A 15,951-nucleotide genomic window follows, 5' to 3' on the forward strand; every position below is an offset into this window, starting at 1 on the left:
GGCCCCATGTACGAATCCCCCAGTTGGCTGCATGAGTTGTGGGTCGCCCGGGAAGTGCTGTGGCAAGGCTTTCTGACCAGTGTTCAGGTGTCGGCCCTGGCGATTTTGCTCGGCACCGTGGTCGGCGTATTCGCCGGTCTGGTGTTGACCTACGGCAAGTTCTGGATGCGCGCGCCGTTTCGTTTCTACGTGGACGTGATTCGCGGCACCCCGGTGTTTGTACTGGTACTGGCCTGCTTCTATATGGCGCCGGCGCTGGGCTGGCAGATCAGCGCGTTTCAGGCGGGTGCGTTGGGCCTGACGCTGTTTTGCGGCTCCCACGTCGCCGAGATCGTGCGCGGTGCGTTGCAGGCATTGCCCCGTGGGCAGATGGAAGCGAGCAAGGCCATCGGCCTGACGTTCTATCAGGCCCTCGGTTACGTGCTATTGCCCCAGGCACTGCGGCAGATCCTGCCGACCTGGGTCAACTCGTCCACCGAGATCGTCAAGGCTTCGACGCTGCTGTCGGTGATTGGCGTGGCCGAATTGCTGCTCAGCACCCAGCAGATCATCGCCCGGACCTTCATGACCCTGGAGTTTTACCTGTTCGCCGGTTTTCTGTTTTTTGTCATCAACTACGGCATCGAATTACTCGGCCGGCACATTGAAAAGCGGGTGGCCCTGCCATGACTCAAGTACAACCCTCCAACGTCCCGAGCGGACAGCCTCTGCTGGACATTCGCGGCCTGCACAAACAATACGGCCCGCTGGAAGTGCTCAAGGGCGTCGACCTGACCCTGCAGCGCGGCAACGTGGTCACGCTGATCGGCTCCAGCGGTTCGGGCAAGACCACGCTGCTGCGCTGCGTGAACATGCTCGAGGAGTTCCAGGGCGGGCAGATCATGCTCGATGGCGAATCCATCGGGTATGACGAGGTCAATGGCAAACGCATCCGCCACCCGGAAAAGGTCATCGCCCGTCATCGCGCCATGACTGGCATGGCGTTCCAGCAATTCAACCTGTTCCCGCACCTCACCGCATTGCAGAACGTCACCCTGGGTTTGCTCAAGGTGAAAAAACTGCACAAGGACGAGGCCGTGGCGCTGGCGGAAAAATGGCTGGAACGCGTGGGTTTGCTGGAACGTCGCGATCACTATCCTGGCCAGTTGTCCGGCGGTCAGCAGCAGCGCGTGGCGATTGCCCGGGCGATTGCGATGAACCCGAGCCTGATGCTGTTCGACGAAGTGACCTCGGCGCTGGACCCGGAACTGGTCGGCGAAGTGCTGAACGTGATCAAGGGCCTGGCCGAAGACGGCATGACCATGCTGCTGGTGACCCACGAAATGCGCTTCGCTTTCGAAGTCTCGGACAAGATCGTGTTCATGAATCAGGGGCGCATCGAAGAGCAGGGTCCGCCCAAGGAGCTGTTCGAACGGCCGAAATCGCCACGACTGACGGAATTCCTCAAGAACACGCGCTTTTAAACATTCGATTTTCAATCAGGAGAAACACTCATGAGCATTACTCGTTACGGCACCGGCAGCACCGCCGCCGGCGGTCAGCCTCGGCCTTTCGCCCGAGCCGTTGAAGCCGATGGCTGGCTGCACGTTTCCGGGCAGGTGCCGGCGGTGGATGGCGAGATCATCACGGGCGGCATCGTCGAACAGACCCACCAGACCATGAAGAATCTGATCGCGATTCTGCAAGAGGCCGGTTATGGCCTGGAAGATGTGGTGCGTGCTGGCGTGTGGCTGGAGGATCCGCGGGATTTCACCAGTTTCAACAAGGTCTTCTCCGAGTACTTCAAACCCGAACACGCCCCGGCCCGGGCCTGCGTACAGGCGAACATGATGGTCGACTGCAAGGTCGAGATCGATTGCATCGCGTACAAGAAAAAGGCTTGAACCGAGGTGGCTTCATCGCTAGCAGGCTAGCTCCCACAGGGGAACGCATTCCACATGTGGGAGCTAGCCTGCTAGCGATGACGGCCTTACGGTCGCCGCCGCACTCTAGGTAAACTCCCGGCACTTTGTATGGGAATCACTGACATGACCGAAGACACCATCAAACGCCGGGCACGCGGTCTGGACCGGGCGTTCGACATCCTCGATTTCCTCAAGGAGATCGGCCAGCCCCTGCGCCCGAACGAAATCGCCAGTGGCATCGGCAGCCCGAAATCCACGGTCTACGAACTGGTGGCCTCGTTGCTGGAACGACGGATTCTGGAGCCGGTGGGCAAGGACGGTCACGTTTACCTCGGGCGCCAGCTGTACTTCCTCGGGCAGGCGCATCTGCGCCATTTCGACCTGTCCCGTGAGGCCGATCACGCTTTGCAGGAGATCGTCAGCCAGACCCACGAAACCGCGCAGATGTGCCTGCTCAACGGGCGCAAGTACACCGTGGCGCTGATGAAGGAGGGCGAGCGGCATTTTCGCATTTCATCGGACATCGGCGAAAACGCCCCGATCCCCTGGACCGCGTCCGGGCGCCTGCTGCTGGCGCACCTGAGCGACCAGGCAATCATCGACCTGATCGACCATGACGACTTCATCCTGCCCGATGGCGAGCGCCTGCCGCTGGAGCAGTTTCTCAAGGAAATCCGTCAGGCCGGCATCGATGGCTTTTTCTCCTTCGACAGCGTCGCCGACACCTTTACCCATTGCTTCGCCGCCCCGGTCAAAGACCCCAGCGGCGTGGCCATCGCGACCCTGTGCATCGTCGCCCCCCGGGCCGATGCCAAGAAAAATTACAACGACTACCGCCGGGTGCTGATCGACAGCGCCAACAGCCTGGCCCGTCGCATCAACGAATAACAGCGGCTGCCTGCGGCCGCGAATGTGAGGAGTTCGACCATGACTACTGCCGAAAATACTGCTGCCGTGGAAAAGGGTTTTGCCCGGACGGGCGCCAGTCTTGTCCGTGACGTCAGCCTGCCCGCGCTGGTGCTGCATCGCCAGGCGCTGGAACACAACATTCGCTGGATGCAGGATTTCGTCAGCAACAGCGGCGCCGAACTCGCGCCCCACGGCAAGACCAGTATGACCCCGGCACTGTTTCGCCGGCAGCTCGACGCCGGTGCCTGGGGCATTACCCTGGCCAGCGCCACGCAAACCCGCGCGGCCTATGCCCATGGCGTGCGTCGGGTGTTGATGGCCAACCAACTGGTCGGCACGCCGAACATGGCGCTGATCGCCGATCTGCTGGCCGATCCGGCGTTCGACTTCTACTGCATGGTCGATCACCCGGACAACGTTGCCGACCTCGGTGCCTATTTCGCCTCGCGCGGTGTGCGCCTGAACGTGATGATCGAGTACGGCGTGGTCGGCGGGCGTTGCGGCTGCCGCAGCGAACAGGAAGTGATCGACCTGGCGAAAGCCATCGCCGCGCAACCGGCGCTGGCCCTGACCGGGATCGAAGGCTATGAAGGGGTGATTCATGGTGATCACGCCATCAGTGGCATTCGCGCGTTCGCCGGTTCCCTGGTGCGCCTGGCGGTGCAGTTGCAGGACAGCGGCGCGTTCGCGATTGCCAAGCCGATCATCACCGCTTCGGGATCGGCCTGGTATGACCTGATCGCCGAGGAGTTCGAAGCGCAGAATGCTGCAGGACGGTTCCTCAGCGTATTGCGTCCAGGCAGCTATGTCGCGCACGACCATGGCATCTACAAGGAAGCGCAATGTTGCGTGCTCGACCGCCGCAGTGACCTGCACGAAGGGTTGCGCCCGGCGCTGGAAGTCTGGGCGCACGTGCAGTCGTTACCGGAGCCTGGGTTCGCGGTGATTGCCCTGGGCAAGCGTGATGTGGCTTACGACGCTGGTTTGCCGGTGCCGTTGTTGCGTTACAAGGCCGGCGTGCTGCCCGCCAAGGGCGACGATGTGAGTGCCTGCAAGGTGACGGCGGTGATGGACCAGCACGCGTTCATGACCGTGGCGCCGGGCGTCGAGTTGCGGGTGGGCGACATCATTTCGTTCGGCACTTCGCACCCGTGCCTGACGTTCGACAAGTGGCGTACGGGGTGCCTGGTGGATGAGCAATTGAACGTCATCGAAACCATGGAAACCTGTTTCTAAGTTCAGAACCGAGTCGCGGCCATCGCGGGCAAGCTCACTCCCACCCTGGAAGGCCTTCTCCTGTGGGGGCGAGCGCGTCCGCCCAGACAACAACGGACACCAGAGACCGCACAACCATGAGCACCCTCAACACCCTGGGCCCCCATACCCCGCGCATTGCCTTGATCGGCGAATGCATGATCGAACTGCAGCACCGCGCCGATGGCAGCCTGCAACAGAGCTTCGGTGGCGATACCTTGAACACCGCGGTGTACCTGTCCCGAGAGCTGGGCAGCGCGGGCACGGTGGACTACGTCACGGCCCTGGGCGATGACAGTTTCAGCGATGCCATGTGCCGGAGCTGGGCCGAGGAAAACATTGGCCTGGGCAGGGTGCAACGCCTGCCCGGACGCTTGCCGGGGCTGTATTGCATCCAGACCGACGCCGCTGGCGAGCGTCGTTTCCTCTACTGGCGCAATGAAGCAGCGGTGCGCGATTGCTTTACGACGCCGGCCGCCGCGCCGATCCTGGCGGCGCTGCCGGACTATGACGTGCTGTATTTCAGCGGCATTACCCTGGCGGTACTGGGCGTGAAGGGCCGGGAAAAGTTGCTGGAAACCCTGATCGAGGCCCGCCAGCGCGATGCGCGAATCGTCTTCGACAATAACTACCGGCCACGGCTGTGGGCCTCGGTCGAGGAGGCGCGGGCGGCCTACCGCAGCGTGCTGCCTTATGTCGACCTGGCGTTGTTGACCGTCGATGACGAACAGGCGCTGTTCCATTTCTCCGATTGCGCGGCGGTGTTTGGCGCGTACGAGCAGATCGGCACGCCCGAAGTGGTGCTCAAGCGTGGCGCCGAGGCGTGCCTGATTCGGTGTGAGGGTGAGTCGTTCGAAGTGCCGGCCCAGAAAGTCGAGCGTGTGGTGGACACCACGGCGGCGGGGGATTCGTTCAGTGCGGCGTACCTGGCTGCGCGGCTCAAGGGCGCAAGCCCGGTCGAGGCGGCGGAGGCGGGGCACCGGCTGGCGAGTCGGGTGATTCAGGTGCCGGGGGCGCTCATTCCCAGAGCTTGAAAGGCACATCCTGTGGTGAGGGCGCAAGCTCCCTCGCCACAGGGGACTTTAATCCCGGTAAAACACCTGCACCAGGTGATAGCCGAACTTGCTCTTGATCGGTCCATGCACCACCCGCAGCGGTTTCTTGAAAATCACCGCGTCGATGGCTCCGACCATCTGCCCCGGCCGCACTTCGCCCAGGTCGCCACCGCGCTTGCCGGACGGGCAGGTGGAGTACTTCTTGGCCAGCACATCGAAGGCTTCGCCCTTGGCGATGCGTTGTTTGAGCTGCTCGGCTTCTTCCGAGGTTTTCACCAGAATATGGCGGGCTTGAGCTTTCATGGGGCGGATACCTTGCAACGGTGGTGACATGGGTGTGACGCGGGGCGCGCGATTATGCCCTAACTCACTGCGGTTGGCCGATCATCGTGCGAATCTTGTTGGCCAACAGATCAATGGAAAACGGTTTGGCCACCATGTCCATGCCTTCCTCGAGAAACCCCTGACGCTCGGCGGCTTTTTCCGCGTAACCGGTCATGAACAGCACTTTGAGTTGAGGCCGGTGCTGACGGGCAATTTCCGCCAGTTGCCGGCCATTCATGCCGGGCAAGCCGACATCCGTCACCAGCAGATCGACCCGCAGTCCGGATTCGAGCAGGGGCAGGGCGCTCTTTGCGTCTTCGGCTTCGTAGGCGTGATAGCCGAGCTCCTTGAGCAGGTCGAACACCAGCATGCGTACGGCCGGGTCGTCTTCCACCAGGACCACGGTTTCACCGGCAATGGCCGAGGGCGCCTCGCTGATGACCGGCGATAACACGTCTTGCGGTTCAACGCCGTGCAGGCGCGGCAGGTACAAGCGCACGCTGGTGCCCTGGCCGGGCATGCTGAACAGGGTCACATGGCCACCGGACTGCTGGGCGAAACCATAAATCATCGACAGGCCCAGCCCGGTGCCCTGGCCAATGGGTTTGGTGGTGAAGAACGGATCGAAGGCCTTGGCCAGGATCTTCGGTGTCATGCCCGTGCCGTTGTCGCTGACGGCGATCATCAGGTAATCCCCGGCCTTGACCGGTTCCAGGGTGGTGATGTCGCTGCCGTCGAGGTAGACGTTGGCGGTTTCAATGCACAACTCGCCACCATCGGGCATGGCGTCCCGGGCGTTGATCACCAGATTGAGCAGGGCGTTTTCCAGTTGGCTGACGTCAGTACTGACCGTCCAGACGTCTTTGGCCAGGCGCAGCTTGAGCTCGATATGGTCGCCCTTGGTGCGGCGGAACAGGTCTTCCAGGGAGTGAATCAGGTCGTTGGCGTTCAGCGGTTTGCGATCCAGCGACTGACGCCTGGAGAACGCCAGCAGACGATGGGTCAGGGCGGCGGCGCGGTTGGCCGAGGACACCGCTGCCTCGGTGAAACGGGCGATCTCGGCGGCGCGGCCGTCGGCGATGTAGCGTTGCATCAGGTCGAGGCTGCCGATAATTCCCGTGAGCATGTTGTTGAAGTCATGGGCAATGCCGCCGGTGAGCTGGCCCACCGCTTCCATTTTCTGTGCATGGCGCAGGGCTTCTTCGGCGCGCTCGCGTTCGAACATCTCGTTCAGCAGCTTTTCGTTGGCCTCGGCCAGTTGCCGGGTTCGGGCGCTAACCCGTTCTTCGAGGGTTTCATTGAGGTTGCGCAGCGCTTCTTCGGTCTGTTTGCGCTCGGTTTCGTCGATCACGAAGATGTAGAAACCGTTCACCGCGCCGTCTGCACCGTGGCGCGGCAAATAGTTCATCAGTGCATGACGGATGCTCCCGTCACGGTGCGGCGTCTTGATGCTGAAACAGCAGGGCCTGCCGGACAGGGCTTCGGCGATGTACCCGGCGCGCAAGGCGTAGGCCTCGTCGCCCAACACCTCTCGAACGGTCCGGCCGTAGAGCTCCTGGGGTGTCAGGCCGTACCAGTCCAGATACGCGGCGTTGTTCAGGCGAAAGCGTTCCTCGCGGTCGACATAGCTGATCAGGATCGGCATGGCGTTGATGATCAGTTGCAGCTCGGTCTGGCTCTGGCGCAGGGCCTGCTCGGTGTTTTTGCGCTCGGTGAGGTCCAGGGCGGCACCCAGGAAGCGGATTGGCCGGCCATGGTGGTCCTTGTAGCAACGACCGCGGGCAAACACCCAGCGCAACTCGCCATCGGGTTGCAGCAGGCGGTATTCCTCGGCGTATTCGGTGCCATGGGCGATGCAATGCTTGATGCTGCGGGCGATCAGGGCACGGTCTTCCGGGTGCACGCCGTGAAGGTACTCGGTGATCGGCAACTGGCTGGCCATGGCCGGGTCGATGCCATGCAATTGGGCGAAATGGGCGTCAGCCAGGAAGCGGTCCTCGCTGATGTCCCAGTCCCAGGTGCCGACCGTGTCGGTGGCGGCGAGGGCCAGTTGCAGGCGTTCCTCGGTTTCCTGTTGAGCCTTGAGGCTGGCGGCGGAACGCTGTTCCAGTTCGAGGGCGATTCGACGGCGTTCGTTGGTTTCGATGGCGGTGACCAGAATCCCGGCCACCTCGGCGCTTTCGTCGCGAATGGGGCTGTAGGTCAGATCGAGCCAGAAGTCGGAATCCTTGCCGTCGCGCTGCAGGGTGAAGCGTTGTTCGCTGTAGGTCCGCACTTGCCCTTGCAGGACGGCTTTGTAAATCGGATCGGTAAAGTCCTTTAACTCTGGCCAGATAAGGTGTGTCGGCTGTCCGAAAGCGTACGGATGCTTGCTGCCGGCGAGCAGGGCGAAGCCGTCGTTGTAGATCTGCGTCAGCTGCTCGCCCCAGAGCAACAGCATCGGCATCGGTGAATGAATCACAATGTCCACGGCGGTTCGCAGGCTCTGCGGCCAGGTGCTGGCAGAGCCCAGCGGGCTGCTTTCCCAGTCCAGTCTGGCAATCAAGGCCTGGGCATCGCTGCCGGTCGGTGAGGCGTTCATCTAGGTGTCCTGCATCAAGTCGGTATGACGGCGTCTACTCAACTGGCTGAGCGGCAAACGCTGGATGCCCCGGCATTTCGGAGGTCCGGGTCATTTTATCCATTGAATGCTTCGTAGGTGTTTTTTGCTATGGGCATCAACGCGTATTAAGACAACTGGCCAATCTTTACGCGAATGTTGCATCTGACAAGCAAACCCTGTGGGAGCGGGCTTGCCCGCGATGTGGGTGGCACCGTCAACATTGACGTACCGTCATCGCGAGCAGGGTCGCTCCTGCAGTGGAATACCTTAGTCCCGCAGTTCCGGGCGGTCGCGGAATTGCTCCAATGCCCCGGGGTTGGCCAGCGCATCGGTGTTCTTCACTGTTTGCCCATGCACCACATTGCGCACTGCCAATTCGACGATTTTGCCGCTGATGGTCCGGGGGATGTCCGTGACCGCGACGATCTTTGCCGGCACATGGCGTGGCGTGGTGTTGGCGCGAATGGTCTGGCGAATCTGTTGTTGCAGCGCTTCGTCCAGTTCAACGCCTTCACGCAGTCGCACGAACAGCACCACCCGCACGTCATCCTGCCACTGCTGACCGATGGCCACGCTGTCGAGCACCTGCGGGATTTTTTCCACCTGGCGGTAGATTTCCGCCGTGCCGATGCGCACGCCGCCGGGGTTGAGCACGGCGTCGGAGCGGCCGTGGATCATCATCGCGCCGTGGGGCAGTTGTTCGGCGTAATCGCCTTGGGCCCAGACGCCAGGGAACTGACTGAAATACGACGCCCGCAGCTTTTCGCCGTCGGGGTCGTTCCACAAGCCAATGGGCATCGCCGGGAAGTGCCGGACGCACACCAACTCGCCTTTTTCACCAATGACCGGTCGGCCGTCCTCGTTCCACACTTCAACCGCCATGCCCAGGCTCTTGCCTTGCATTTCACCGCGACGCACCGGTTGCAACGGGTTGCCGTTGACAAAGCAGGAGACGATATCGGTGCCGCCCGACATCGAGGCCAGGCACACGTCAGCCTTGAGGTCACGGTAGACGTAGTCGTAACTCTGCGGTGAAAGCGCGGAACCGGTGCAAAGCAGGGTTTTCAGGCTGCTCAGGTCATGGCTTTGCCGGGGTTTGACGCCGCTGGCTTCCAGTGTGGCGAGGTACTTGGGGCTGGTGCCGAAAACGCTGATGCGCTCGTCGTCGATCAGGTCGATCAAGCGTTCGGGGTCGGGATGAAACGGTGAGCCGTCGTACAGCACCACGGCACTGCCCACCGCCAGCGCCGAGACCAGCCAGTTCCACATCATCCAGCCGCAGGTGGTGTAGTAGAACAGGCGTTCGCCGGGGCCGAGATCGCTGTGCAAGCCGTGCTCCTTCACGTGTTGCAGCAACACGCCCCCGGTGCTGTGGATGATGCATTTGGGCACGCCGGTGGTGCCGCTGGAATAGAGGATGTACAGCGGATGGGCGAATGGCACGGCGACGAAATCCGGCTCGCCACCGGGGTCGTAGAAATCGTCCCACAGCGTCACATTGGCCGCCGTGCGGAAGTCTTCGATGTGAGCCTGCGGCCGGGCATAGGGCACGACGATCAACTGTTGCAACGAGGGCAGGCGTTCGAGGATTTCGTTGACCTTGACAGTCTGGTCGATCTCCTTGCCGGCATAGCGATAGCCGGCGCAGGTGAGCAGCACTTTCGGCTCGATCTGGCCGAAACGGTCGATCACCCCTTGGGTGCCGAAGTCCGGTGAAGAGCAGGACCAGATCGCGCCGAGGCTGGTGGTGGCGAGCATCGCCACCAATGTTTGCCAGGTGTTGGGCATGCACGCGGCCACCCGGTCGCCGAGGCCGACACCGGCGGCGATCAGGCCGTTTTGAAAGCCGGCGACATGCTCGGCCAGCTCCCCCCAGGTCAAGTGTTCGCGCTGCCCGTTTTCTGCCACGGCCACCACGGCCACGGCATCATCGCGCCGGCGCAACAGGTGCTCGGCGAAGTTCAGGGTCGCACCGGGGAACCACTGGGCGCCGGGCATTTGCGGGCCTTCTACCAGCACCGCGTCAGGTTGCTGATGGAAGCGGATGTCGAAGAAGTCGACGATGGCCTGCCAGAAATCCACGCGTTGATCGATGGACCATTGGTGCAGGGCAGGGTAGTCATCGATGTGCAGGTGGTGTCGCTGATTGATGAAGCGCCGAAAGGCCTCCATGCGGGTCTTGCCGATGCGTTCCGCACTGGGTTGCCAGAGGGTGTCGGACATGGTTTGCCTCTTCTTATTCATGAGTTCAAGCGGGCATTTGTGGCGAGGGGGCAAGTCCTCTCGCCACAAGGGTTCAACGGTGCTTACTGCGCCAGCCAGCCACCATCTATGTTCCACGCCGCGCCGCGCACCTGGCTGCCGGCTTCGCTGCACAGAAACAGCACCAGTTCACCCAGTTGCGGCGGCGTGACGAATTCCAGAGACGGCTGCTTCTCGGCCAGCAGATCATGTTGCGCCTGTTGCGGGTCGATCCCGGTAGCGGCGCGGTCATCGATCTGCTTCTGCACCAGCGGTGTCAGCACCCAGCCCGGGCAAATGGCGTTGCAGGTGATTTGGGTCGTGGCGGTTTCCAGGGCGACCACCTTGGTCAAGCCGATGACCCCGTGCTTGGCCGCGACATAAGCCGCCTTGCCCACCGAGCCGACCAGGCCATGCACCGAAGCAATGTTGATCACCCGACCCCAGCCCTTGGCGCGCATGCCCGGCAGGCTCAGGCGTGTGCTGTGGAACACCGACGACAGGTTAATCGCGATGATCGAGTCCCAGCGCTCCACCGGGAACTCCTCCACCGGCGCTACGTATTGGATGCCGGCGTTGTTGACCAGAATGTCGATGCCACCGAACTCGCGCTCGGCATAGGCAATCATTTCGGCGATCTGTGCCGGGTCGCTGACGTCGGCCGGGTGATGGCCGACCTTGCCACCGTACTGCGCCACTTCGGCGATCACTTGGGAGGCATCGCCGAAGCCGTTGAGGATCAGGTTGGCCCCGGCCTTGGCCAGGCTGAGGGCAATGCCCAGGCCAATGCCGCTGGTGGAGCCGGTAACCAGTGCGGTCTTGCCCGAAAGAGTCGTCATGAATACCTCACACAATGCCAGTGGCGTAGAAAGTGCCGATCACCACGAAAACAGCCAGGGTCTTGATCAGCGTAATACAGAAAATGTCTTTGTAAGCCTCGCGGTGGGTCAGGCCGGTGACTGCGAGCAGGGTGATCACCGCGCCGTTGTGCGGCAGGGTGTCCATGCCGCCACTGGCCATCGCGGCTACACGGTGCAGCACTTCCAGCGGGATATTGGCCGCATGGGCCGCAGCGATGAATTGTTCGGACATGGCCGCCAACGCGATGCTCATGCCACCCGAGGCGGAACCGGTGATGCCGGCCAGCAGGGTCACGGTGATCGCTTCGTTGACCAGCGGGTTGGGAATGCTCTTGAGCCAATCGGCCAGGACCAGGAAGCCGGGCAGGGACGCGATGACCGCACCGAAGCCGTATTCCGACGCGGTGTTCATCGCCGCCAGCAACGCACCACTGACCGCGCTTTTGCTGCCTTCGGCGAGTTTGCTGCGGATCGCCTGGAAGCCGAACGCGAGCACCATGATGATGCCCACCAGCAGCGCCGCCTGGACCGCCCAGATCGCCGTGAGTTTGGCGATGTCGGTGGTCACCGGCGCGGCCATGCCCGGCAGCGCGAGGCTGTGGGTCTTGCCGTACCACTGTGGAATCCACTGGGTGAACAGCAGGTTCATGATGCCCACGGCCAGCAGCGGCGACAGGGCGATCCACGGGTTGGGCAGCTTGATATCGGCGGCGGTTTCCGGCTCGTTGCGCAGTTCGGTGCCATAACCTTCACCGGCGCGTTGGGCCTTGTTGCGCTGGCGCTGCAGGAACAGCATGCCGGCGCAGAATACGAAGATCGTGCCGATCACGCCCAGCCAGGGCGCGGCCCAGGCCGTGGTGTTGAAAAAGGTGCTGGGAATGATGTTCTGGATCTGCGGAGTGCCGGGCAAGGCGTCCATCGTGAAGGAGAACGCGCCGAGGGCAATCGTCGCCGGAATCAGGCGCTTGGGGATGTTGCTCTGGCGGAACATTTCAGCGGCAAACGGGTACACCGCGAACACCACCACAAACAGCGACACGCCGCCGTAAGTGAGCAAGGCGCAAACCAGCACGATCACCAGCATCGCCTGGCGGGTGCCGAGCAAGCGAATGGCAGCGGCGACGATCGAGCGCGAGAAACCCGACAGCTCGATCAGCTTGCCGAACACGGCACCGAGCAGGAACACCGGGAAATACAGTTTGATGAAGCCGACCATTTTCTCCATGAACACGCCGGTGAAAGCAGGCGCAACAGCAGAGGGGTCGGTGAGCAGAACGGCGCCGAGGGCGGCGATCGGGGCAAAAAGGATAACGCTGTAGCCACGGTAAGCAGCCAGCATCAACAGCGCGAGGGCTGCCAAGGCAATGATCACACTCATGGTGTGTCTCCTGGGTTGTTATTTTTGTAGGGTGGATCTTTTGTAGGAGAGCGCTGTAGCGAATTGTGTGCCAGATAGTTAAGTATCTGAAATATAAGGGAATATTTAGATTTTCTTGGGGTGGGTCCAGGATTTTGTCTCTATATTGAGACTTTTGTTTGCTGGGCCGGCCTCATCGCGAGCAAGCTCGCTCCCACAGTTGGCCGAATTTTTTGCAGGCGATCCAATAAACCTGTGGGAGCGAGCGTGCCCGCAATGGCCTGTCTAACAATGGAGATCCATGTCTCTTTATAGAGACTCTGCAATTCCCAACGCCAGCATCTTCTTGTACAGCGTCGACCGACCCAGCCCCAGTCGCGCCGCCGCTTCAATCACCTTGCCCCCGCATTGCGCCAGGGTGGTTTCGATCAATTGCCGATCGAAGCGTGCCCGGGCAGCGCTGAAGGTCTCGTGCTCCACCGGTTCGAATTGCGTCGGTGCCATGCGCTGCACGGGTGTAAACGTCCCGATGGCCGCGCGGATATCCGCCACCGTGAGCCGCAGGTCGTCACTGAGCAACGCGGCCCGTTCCAGCACGTTGCGCAGTTCGCGAATGTTCCCCGGCCAGGCATGCTGCCCCAGTAGCGCCAGTGCCTCGCCGTTGAGTTCGTGCTGGCTGCGCAGCTCTTCAAGAATCGCTTCGCTGAGGGCGGGCAGGTCGTCGAGGCGGTCGCGCAGCGGCGGAACCTGAATGGGCAGGACGTTGAGGCGGTAATACAAGTCAGCGCGAAATTCGCCGCGTTTGATCGCGGCCTCCAGATCGGTTGAAGTCGCGGCGATCACGCGCACATCGCTCTGGATCACGTCGTTGGAACCTACCGGTTCGAACTCCTTTTCCTGCAACACCCGCAGCAATTTGCTTTGCAGCGGCAGGGGCATGTCACCGATCTCGTCGAGAAACAGCGTCCCGCCCTGGGCGATCTGCAACTTGCCGGCGCGGGCCTTGCGGTCGGCGCCGGTAAAGGCGCCGGGCGCGGTGCCGAAGAATTCCGCTTCCAGTAATGATTCGGGGATGGCCGCGCTGTTGATACTGACAAACGCCTTGAGCGCGCGCGGCGAAGCATTGTGGATCGCCTGGGCCAGCAGTTCCTTGCCGGTGCCGGTTTCACCCAGCAGCAACACCGGCGAGTCGGTGCTCGCACTGCGGCGAGCACGACGTTTGACTTCCAGGCTGGCGGCGCTGGTGCCGATGAAATGGGCGAAGTTGTATTTGGTCTGCCGCGCCCGCAACAACGAGCGGGTCGAGGCCAGTTCTTCCTGCATGCTCATGTAGCGCTTGAGCATCGGCGACAGGCTGCGAAGTTCGTCGAACAGGGCAAAGCCGATGGCGCCGATCACTTCGCCGGCGTCGTCCTGAATCGGCAGGCGCATGACCACCAGCGGCTCCTTGGGGGTGTCCTGCATGTCGAGCAAAATCGGGCGTCCGGTGCGCACCACTTCGCGCAACAGGCTGCCGGGGATCACGCTTTCGCAGGCCTTGCCGATCGCGTTTTGCGCCGATTGCAGGCCGAAACGCTTGGCGTAGCGCTCGTTCATCCACACGATATTGGCGTCGCGGTCGACAATCACCGTGCCCTCGCTCGACTGTTCGATGATCTCGAACAATGAGCGGATCGCCAGCAGGCGGACGCGCTGGTAGTCCTTGAGGCTTTCGGTGGTGTTCATGGGGGCATGTCCTGATGGTGTGTTGTCAGTGCCGGCCACATCGCGAGCAGGCTCGCTCCCACATTGAAATACATTTCCCTGTGGGAGCGAGCCTGCTCGCGATGGCCGCGATGCGGTTCAGCGGCATGTGCCGGATTATGACGCCCCCGAATGCGCCGCGGCCAACAACTCCTTGGTGTACGGGTGCTGCGGCGAATCGAAGACGTCGTGGCTGGCGCCGCTTTCGACCACTTTGCCGTCCTTGACCACGATCATGTCGTGCGCCAGGGCACGGACCACTGCCAGGTCATGGCTGATGAACAGATAAGTCAGGCCATGTTTTTCCTGAAGCTGGCGGAGCAGGGCGACCACTTGCTTTTGCACGGTGCGGTCCAGGGCCGAGGTCGGTTCGTCCAGCAGGATCAACGCCGGTTTCAGCACCAGCGCGCGGGCGATGGCAATGCGTTGGCGCTGGCCTCCGGAAAACTCGTGGGGATAGCGATGGCGGCTCTGCGGGTCGAGGCCGACTTCCTGCAGCGCCCGTATCACTTCGGCGTCGCATTGGTCGGGGCTCAACTGGCTATGGACTTCCAGGCCTTCACTGATGATCTGTGCCACGGACATTCGTGGGCTGAGACTGCCGAAGGGGTCCTGGAACACCACCTGCATCTTTTTGCGCCACGGCCGTAGCTGTTTCTGAGTCAGGCCATTCAACGCATGGCCCTGAAAGCGAATACTGCCCTCGGAATCAAGCAGGCGCAGGATGGCCTGGCCGAGGGTGGATTTGCCGGAACCGGATTCGCCAACGATGCCCAGGGTCTTGCCGCGCTGCACATTCAGGCTGATGCCATCCACGGCCTTGAGGTAAGTCTTGCGCTGAAACAGGCCGCCACCGACGGCAAACTGCACCCGCAGATCCTCCACCTCCAGGACTTTCTCCCGCTCGTCCCGGGGCAGGGCTTCGCCTTCCGGTTCGGCATTGAGCAGGACGCAGCTGTAAGGGTGCTTCGGTTCGGTGAACAGCGTTTCGCAGGGTGCCTGCTCGACGATTTCGCCGGCCTTCATCACGCACACCCGCTGGGCGATGCTGCGCACCAGGTTGAGGTCGTGACTGATCAGCAGCAACGACATGCCCAGGCGTTGTTGCAGGGATTTGAGCAGCAGCAGGATCTTGCGCTGCACCGTCACATCCAGGGCCGTGGTGGGTTCGTCGGCAATCAGCAATTCCGGTTCGCAGGCCAGGGCCATGGCGATCATCACCCGTTGACGCTGGCCGCCGGACAGTTGGTGGGGATAAGCCTTGAGCCGCTCCTTGGGTTTCTGGATGCCGACCAGATGCAGCAACTCCAGAATCCGCGCTTGCGCCGCCTTGCCAGCCAGGCCCTTGTGCACCAGCAGGGTTTCACCGATCTGCTTTTCGATGCTGTGCAGCGGATTGAGCGAGGTCATCGGCTCCTGGAAGATCATCGCGATCCGGTTACCGCGCAGTTCGCGCAATACGCTGGACGGAGCGTCGAGCAGTTCACGGCCGCGATAGCGAATGCTGCCATGGCTTTCAGTGCCGCCCTCGGGCAGCAGTTGCAGGATCGAGTGGGCGGTCACCGATTTGCCGGAGCCGGACTCGCCCACCAGCGCCAGGCATTCGCCGGGGCGGATGTCGAGGCACAGATTGCGCACCACGGTCTCGCCACTGAAGGCCACGCTGAGGTCACGGATTTCGATCAGGTTGGTCATATCAATA

The 15,951-nt window shown here is 62.1% G+C and carries 13 protein-coding genes; 6 read left to right on the forward strand and 7 right to left on the reverse strand.

All coding sequences use genetic code 11. The features are described 5' to 3' along the window. Positions 1–6: 6 nt before the first annotated feature. The 6 genes from ACX3YF_RS22445 (at position 7) to ACX3YF_RS22470 (ending at position 5,101) form a co-directional block, all read left to right on the forward strand. A complete protein-coding gene (locus ACX3YF_RS22445; RefSeq protein ID WP_047529742.1) occupies positions 7–669 on the forward strand; it encodes an amino acid ABC transporter permease in 663 nt (220 codons plus the stop codon). Beyond that, positions 666–1,463 (forward strand): amino acid ABC transporter ATP-binding protein, encoded by a 798-nt coding sequence (locus ACX3YF_RS22450; RefSeq protein WP_196584927.1) that lies wholly within the window; start codon positions 666–668, stop codon positions 1,461–1,463. Before ACX3YF_RS22445 ends, ACX3YF_RS22450 begins: the two co-directional genes overlap by 4 nt. Before the next feature lie 30 nt (positions 1,464–1,493). Continuing rightward, positions 1,494–1,883 (forward strand): RidA family protein, encoded by a 390-nt coding sequence (locus ACX3YF_RS22455; RefSeq protein WP_047529738.1) that lies wholly within the window; start codon positions 1,494–1,496, stop codon positions 1,881–1,883. 144 nt (positions 1,884–2,027) lie between these two features. Then, positions 2,028–2,792 (forward strand): IclR family transcriptional regulator, encoded by a 765-nt coding sequence (locus ACX3YF_RS22460; RefSeq protein ID WP_047529736.1) that lies wholly within the window; start codon positions 2,028–2,030, stop codon positions 2,790–2,792. A gap of 39 nt (positions 2,793–2,831) precedes the next feature. Beyond that, the gene (locus tag ACX3YF_RS22465; RefSeq protein ID WP_458974281.1) at positions 2,832–4,049 is read left to right on the forward strand and encodes an amino acid deaminase; all 1,218 of its coding nucleotides are present in this window, start codon (positions 2,832–2,834) and stop codon (positions 4,047–4,049) included. Positions 4,050–4,165: 116 nt separating this feature from the next. Further along, entirely contained in the window at positions 4,166–5,101 is a 936-nt protein-coding gene (locus ACX3YF_RS22470; protein WP_448646698.1) for a sugar kinase, read from the forward strand. A gap of 48 nt (positions 5,102–5,149) precedes the next feature. On the opposite strand, the gene ACX3YF_RS22475 is transcribed toward ACX3YF_RS22470, so the two are convergent. The 7 genes from ACX3YF_RS22475 to ACX3YF_RS22505 all read right to left on the reverse strand — a co-directional run bounded on the left by ACX3YF_RS22475 (position 5,150) and on the right by ACX3YF_RS22505 (position 15,944). Then, entirely contained in the window at positions 5,150–5,425 is a 276-nt protein-coding gene (locus ACX3YF_RS22475; RefSeq protein WP_007933743.1) for a peptidylprolyl isomerase, read from the reverse strand. Between the two features lie 64 nt (positions 5,426–5,489). Beyond that, entirely contained in the window at positions 5,490–8,027 is a 2,538-nt protein-coding gene (locus ACX3YF_RS22480) for a PAS domain-containing hybrid sensor histidine kinase/response regulator (RefSeq protein WP_130204049.1), read from the reverse strand. Positions 8,028–8,315: 288 nt separating this feature from the next. Next, entirely contained in the window at positions 8,316–10,271 is a 1,956-nt protein-coding gene (locus ACX3YF_RS22485) for an acetoacetate--CoA ligase (protein WP_458974282.1), read from the reverse strand. A gap of 83 nt (positions 10,272–10,354) precedes the next feature. Continuing rightward, a complete protein-coding gene (locus ACX3YF_RS22490) occupies positions 10,355–11,128 on the reverse strand; it encodes a 3-hydroxybutyrate dehydrogenase (RefSeq protein ID WP_130204047.1) in 774 nt (257 codons plus the stop codon). A 7-nt stretch (positions 11,129–11,135) separates the two neighbouring features. Beyond that, positions 11,136–12,527 (reverse strand): GntP family permease, encoded by a 1,392-nt coding sequence (locus ACX3YF_RS22495; protein WP_090462260.1) that lies wholly within the window; start codon positions 12,525–12,527, stop codon positions 11,136–11,138. Between the two features lie 288 nt (positions 12,528–12,815). Then, a complete protein-coding gene (locus ACX3YF_RS22500; RefSeq protein ID WP_458974283.1) occupies positions 12,816–14,231 on the reverse strand; it encodes a sigma-54 interaction domain-containing protein in 1,416 nt (471 codons plus the stop codon). A gap of 135 nt (positions 14,232–14,366) precedes the next feature. Next, on the reverse strand, positions 14,367–15,944 hold the full coding sequence (locus tag ACX3YF_RS22505; RefSeq protein ID WP_458974284.1) for an ABC transporter ATP-binding protein: 1,578 nt from the start codon (positions 15,942–15,944) through the stop codon (positions 14,367–14,369). Between the last annotated feature and the right edge of the window lie 7 nt (positions 15,945–15,951).

The organism is Pseudomonas fluorescens group sp. PF-69 (assembly GCF_054481235.1).

What these genes read in the sequence shown, in the direction of transcription:
- ACX3YF_RS22455 (WP_047529738.1), top strand. Translation starts at nt 1,494, where the DNA reads ATGAGCATTACTCGTTACGGCACCGGCAGCACCGCCGCCGGCGGTCAG.
- ACX3YF_RS22490 (WP_130204047.1), bottom strand. Translation starts at nt 11,128, where the DNA reads ATGACGACTCTTTCGGGCAAGACCGCACTGGTTACCGGCTCCACCAGC.
- ACX3YF_RS22495 (WP_090462260.1), bottom strand. Translation starts at nt 12,527, where the DNA reads ATGAGTGTGATCATTGCCTTGGCAGCCCTCGCGCTGTTGATGCTGGCT.
- ACX3YF_RS22475 (WP_007933743.1), bottom strand. Translation starts at nt 5,425, where the DNA reads ATGAAAGCTCAAGCCCGCCATATTCTGGTGAAAACCTCGGAAGAAGCC.
- ACX3YF_RS22465 (WP_458974281.1), top strand. Translation starts at nt 2,832, where the DNA reads ATGACTACTGCCGAAAATACTGCTGCCGTGGAAAAGGGTTTTGCCCGG.
- ACX3YF_RS22480 (WP_130204049.1), bottom strand. Translation starts at nt 8,027, where the DNA reads ATGAACGCCTCACCGACCGGCAGCGATGCCCAGGCCTTGATTGCCAGA.
- ACX3YF_RS22460 (WP_047529736.1), top strand. Translation starts at nt 2,028, where the DNA reads ATGACCGAAGACACCATCAAACGCCGGGCACGCGGTCTGGACCGGGCG.
- ACX3YF_RS22445 (WP_047529742.1), top strand. Translation starts at nt 7, where the DNA reads ATGTACGAATCCCCCAGTTGGCTGCATGAGTTGTGGGTCGCCCGGGAA.
- ACX3YF_RS22485 (WP_458974282.1), bottom strand. Translation starts at nt 10,271, where the DNA reads ATGTCCGACACCCTCTGGCAACCCAGTGCGGAACGCATCGGCAAGACC.
- ACX3YF_RS22470 (WP_448646698.1), top strand. Translation starts at nt 4,166, where the DNA reads ATGAGCACCCTCAACACCCTGGGCCCCCATACCCCGCGCATTGCCTTG.
- ACX3YF_RS22505 (WP_458974284.1), bottom strand. Translation starts at nt 15,944, where the DNA reads ATGACCAACCTGATCGAAATCCGTGACCTCAGCGTGGCCTTCAGTGGC.
- ACX3YF_RS22450 (WP_196584927.1), top strand. Translation starts at nt 666, where the DNA reads ATGACTCAAGTACAACCCTCCAACGTCCCGAGCGGACAGCCTCTGCTG.
- ACX3YF_RS22500 (WP_458974283.1), bottom strand. Translation starts at nt 14,231, where the DNA reads ATGAACACCACCGAAAGCCTCAAGGACTACCAGCGCGTCCGCCTGCTG.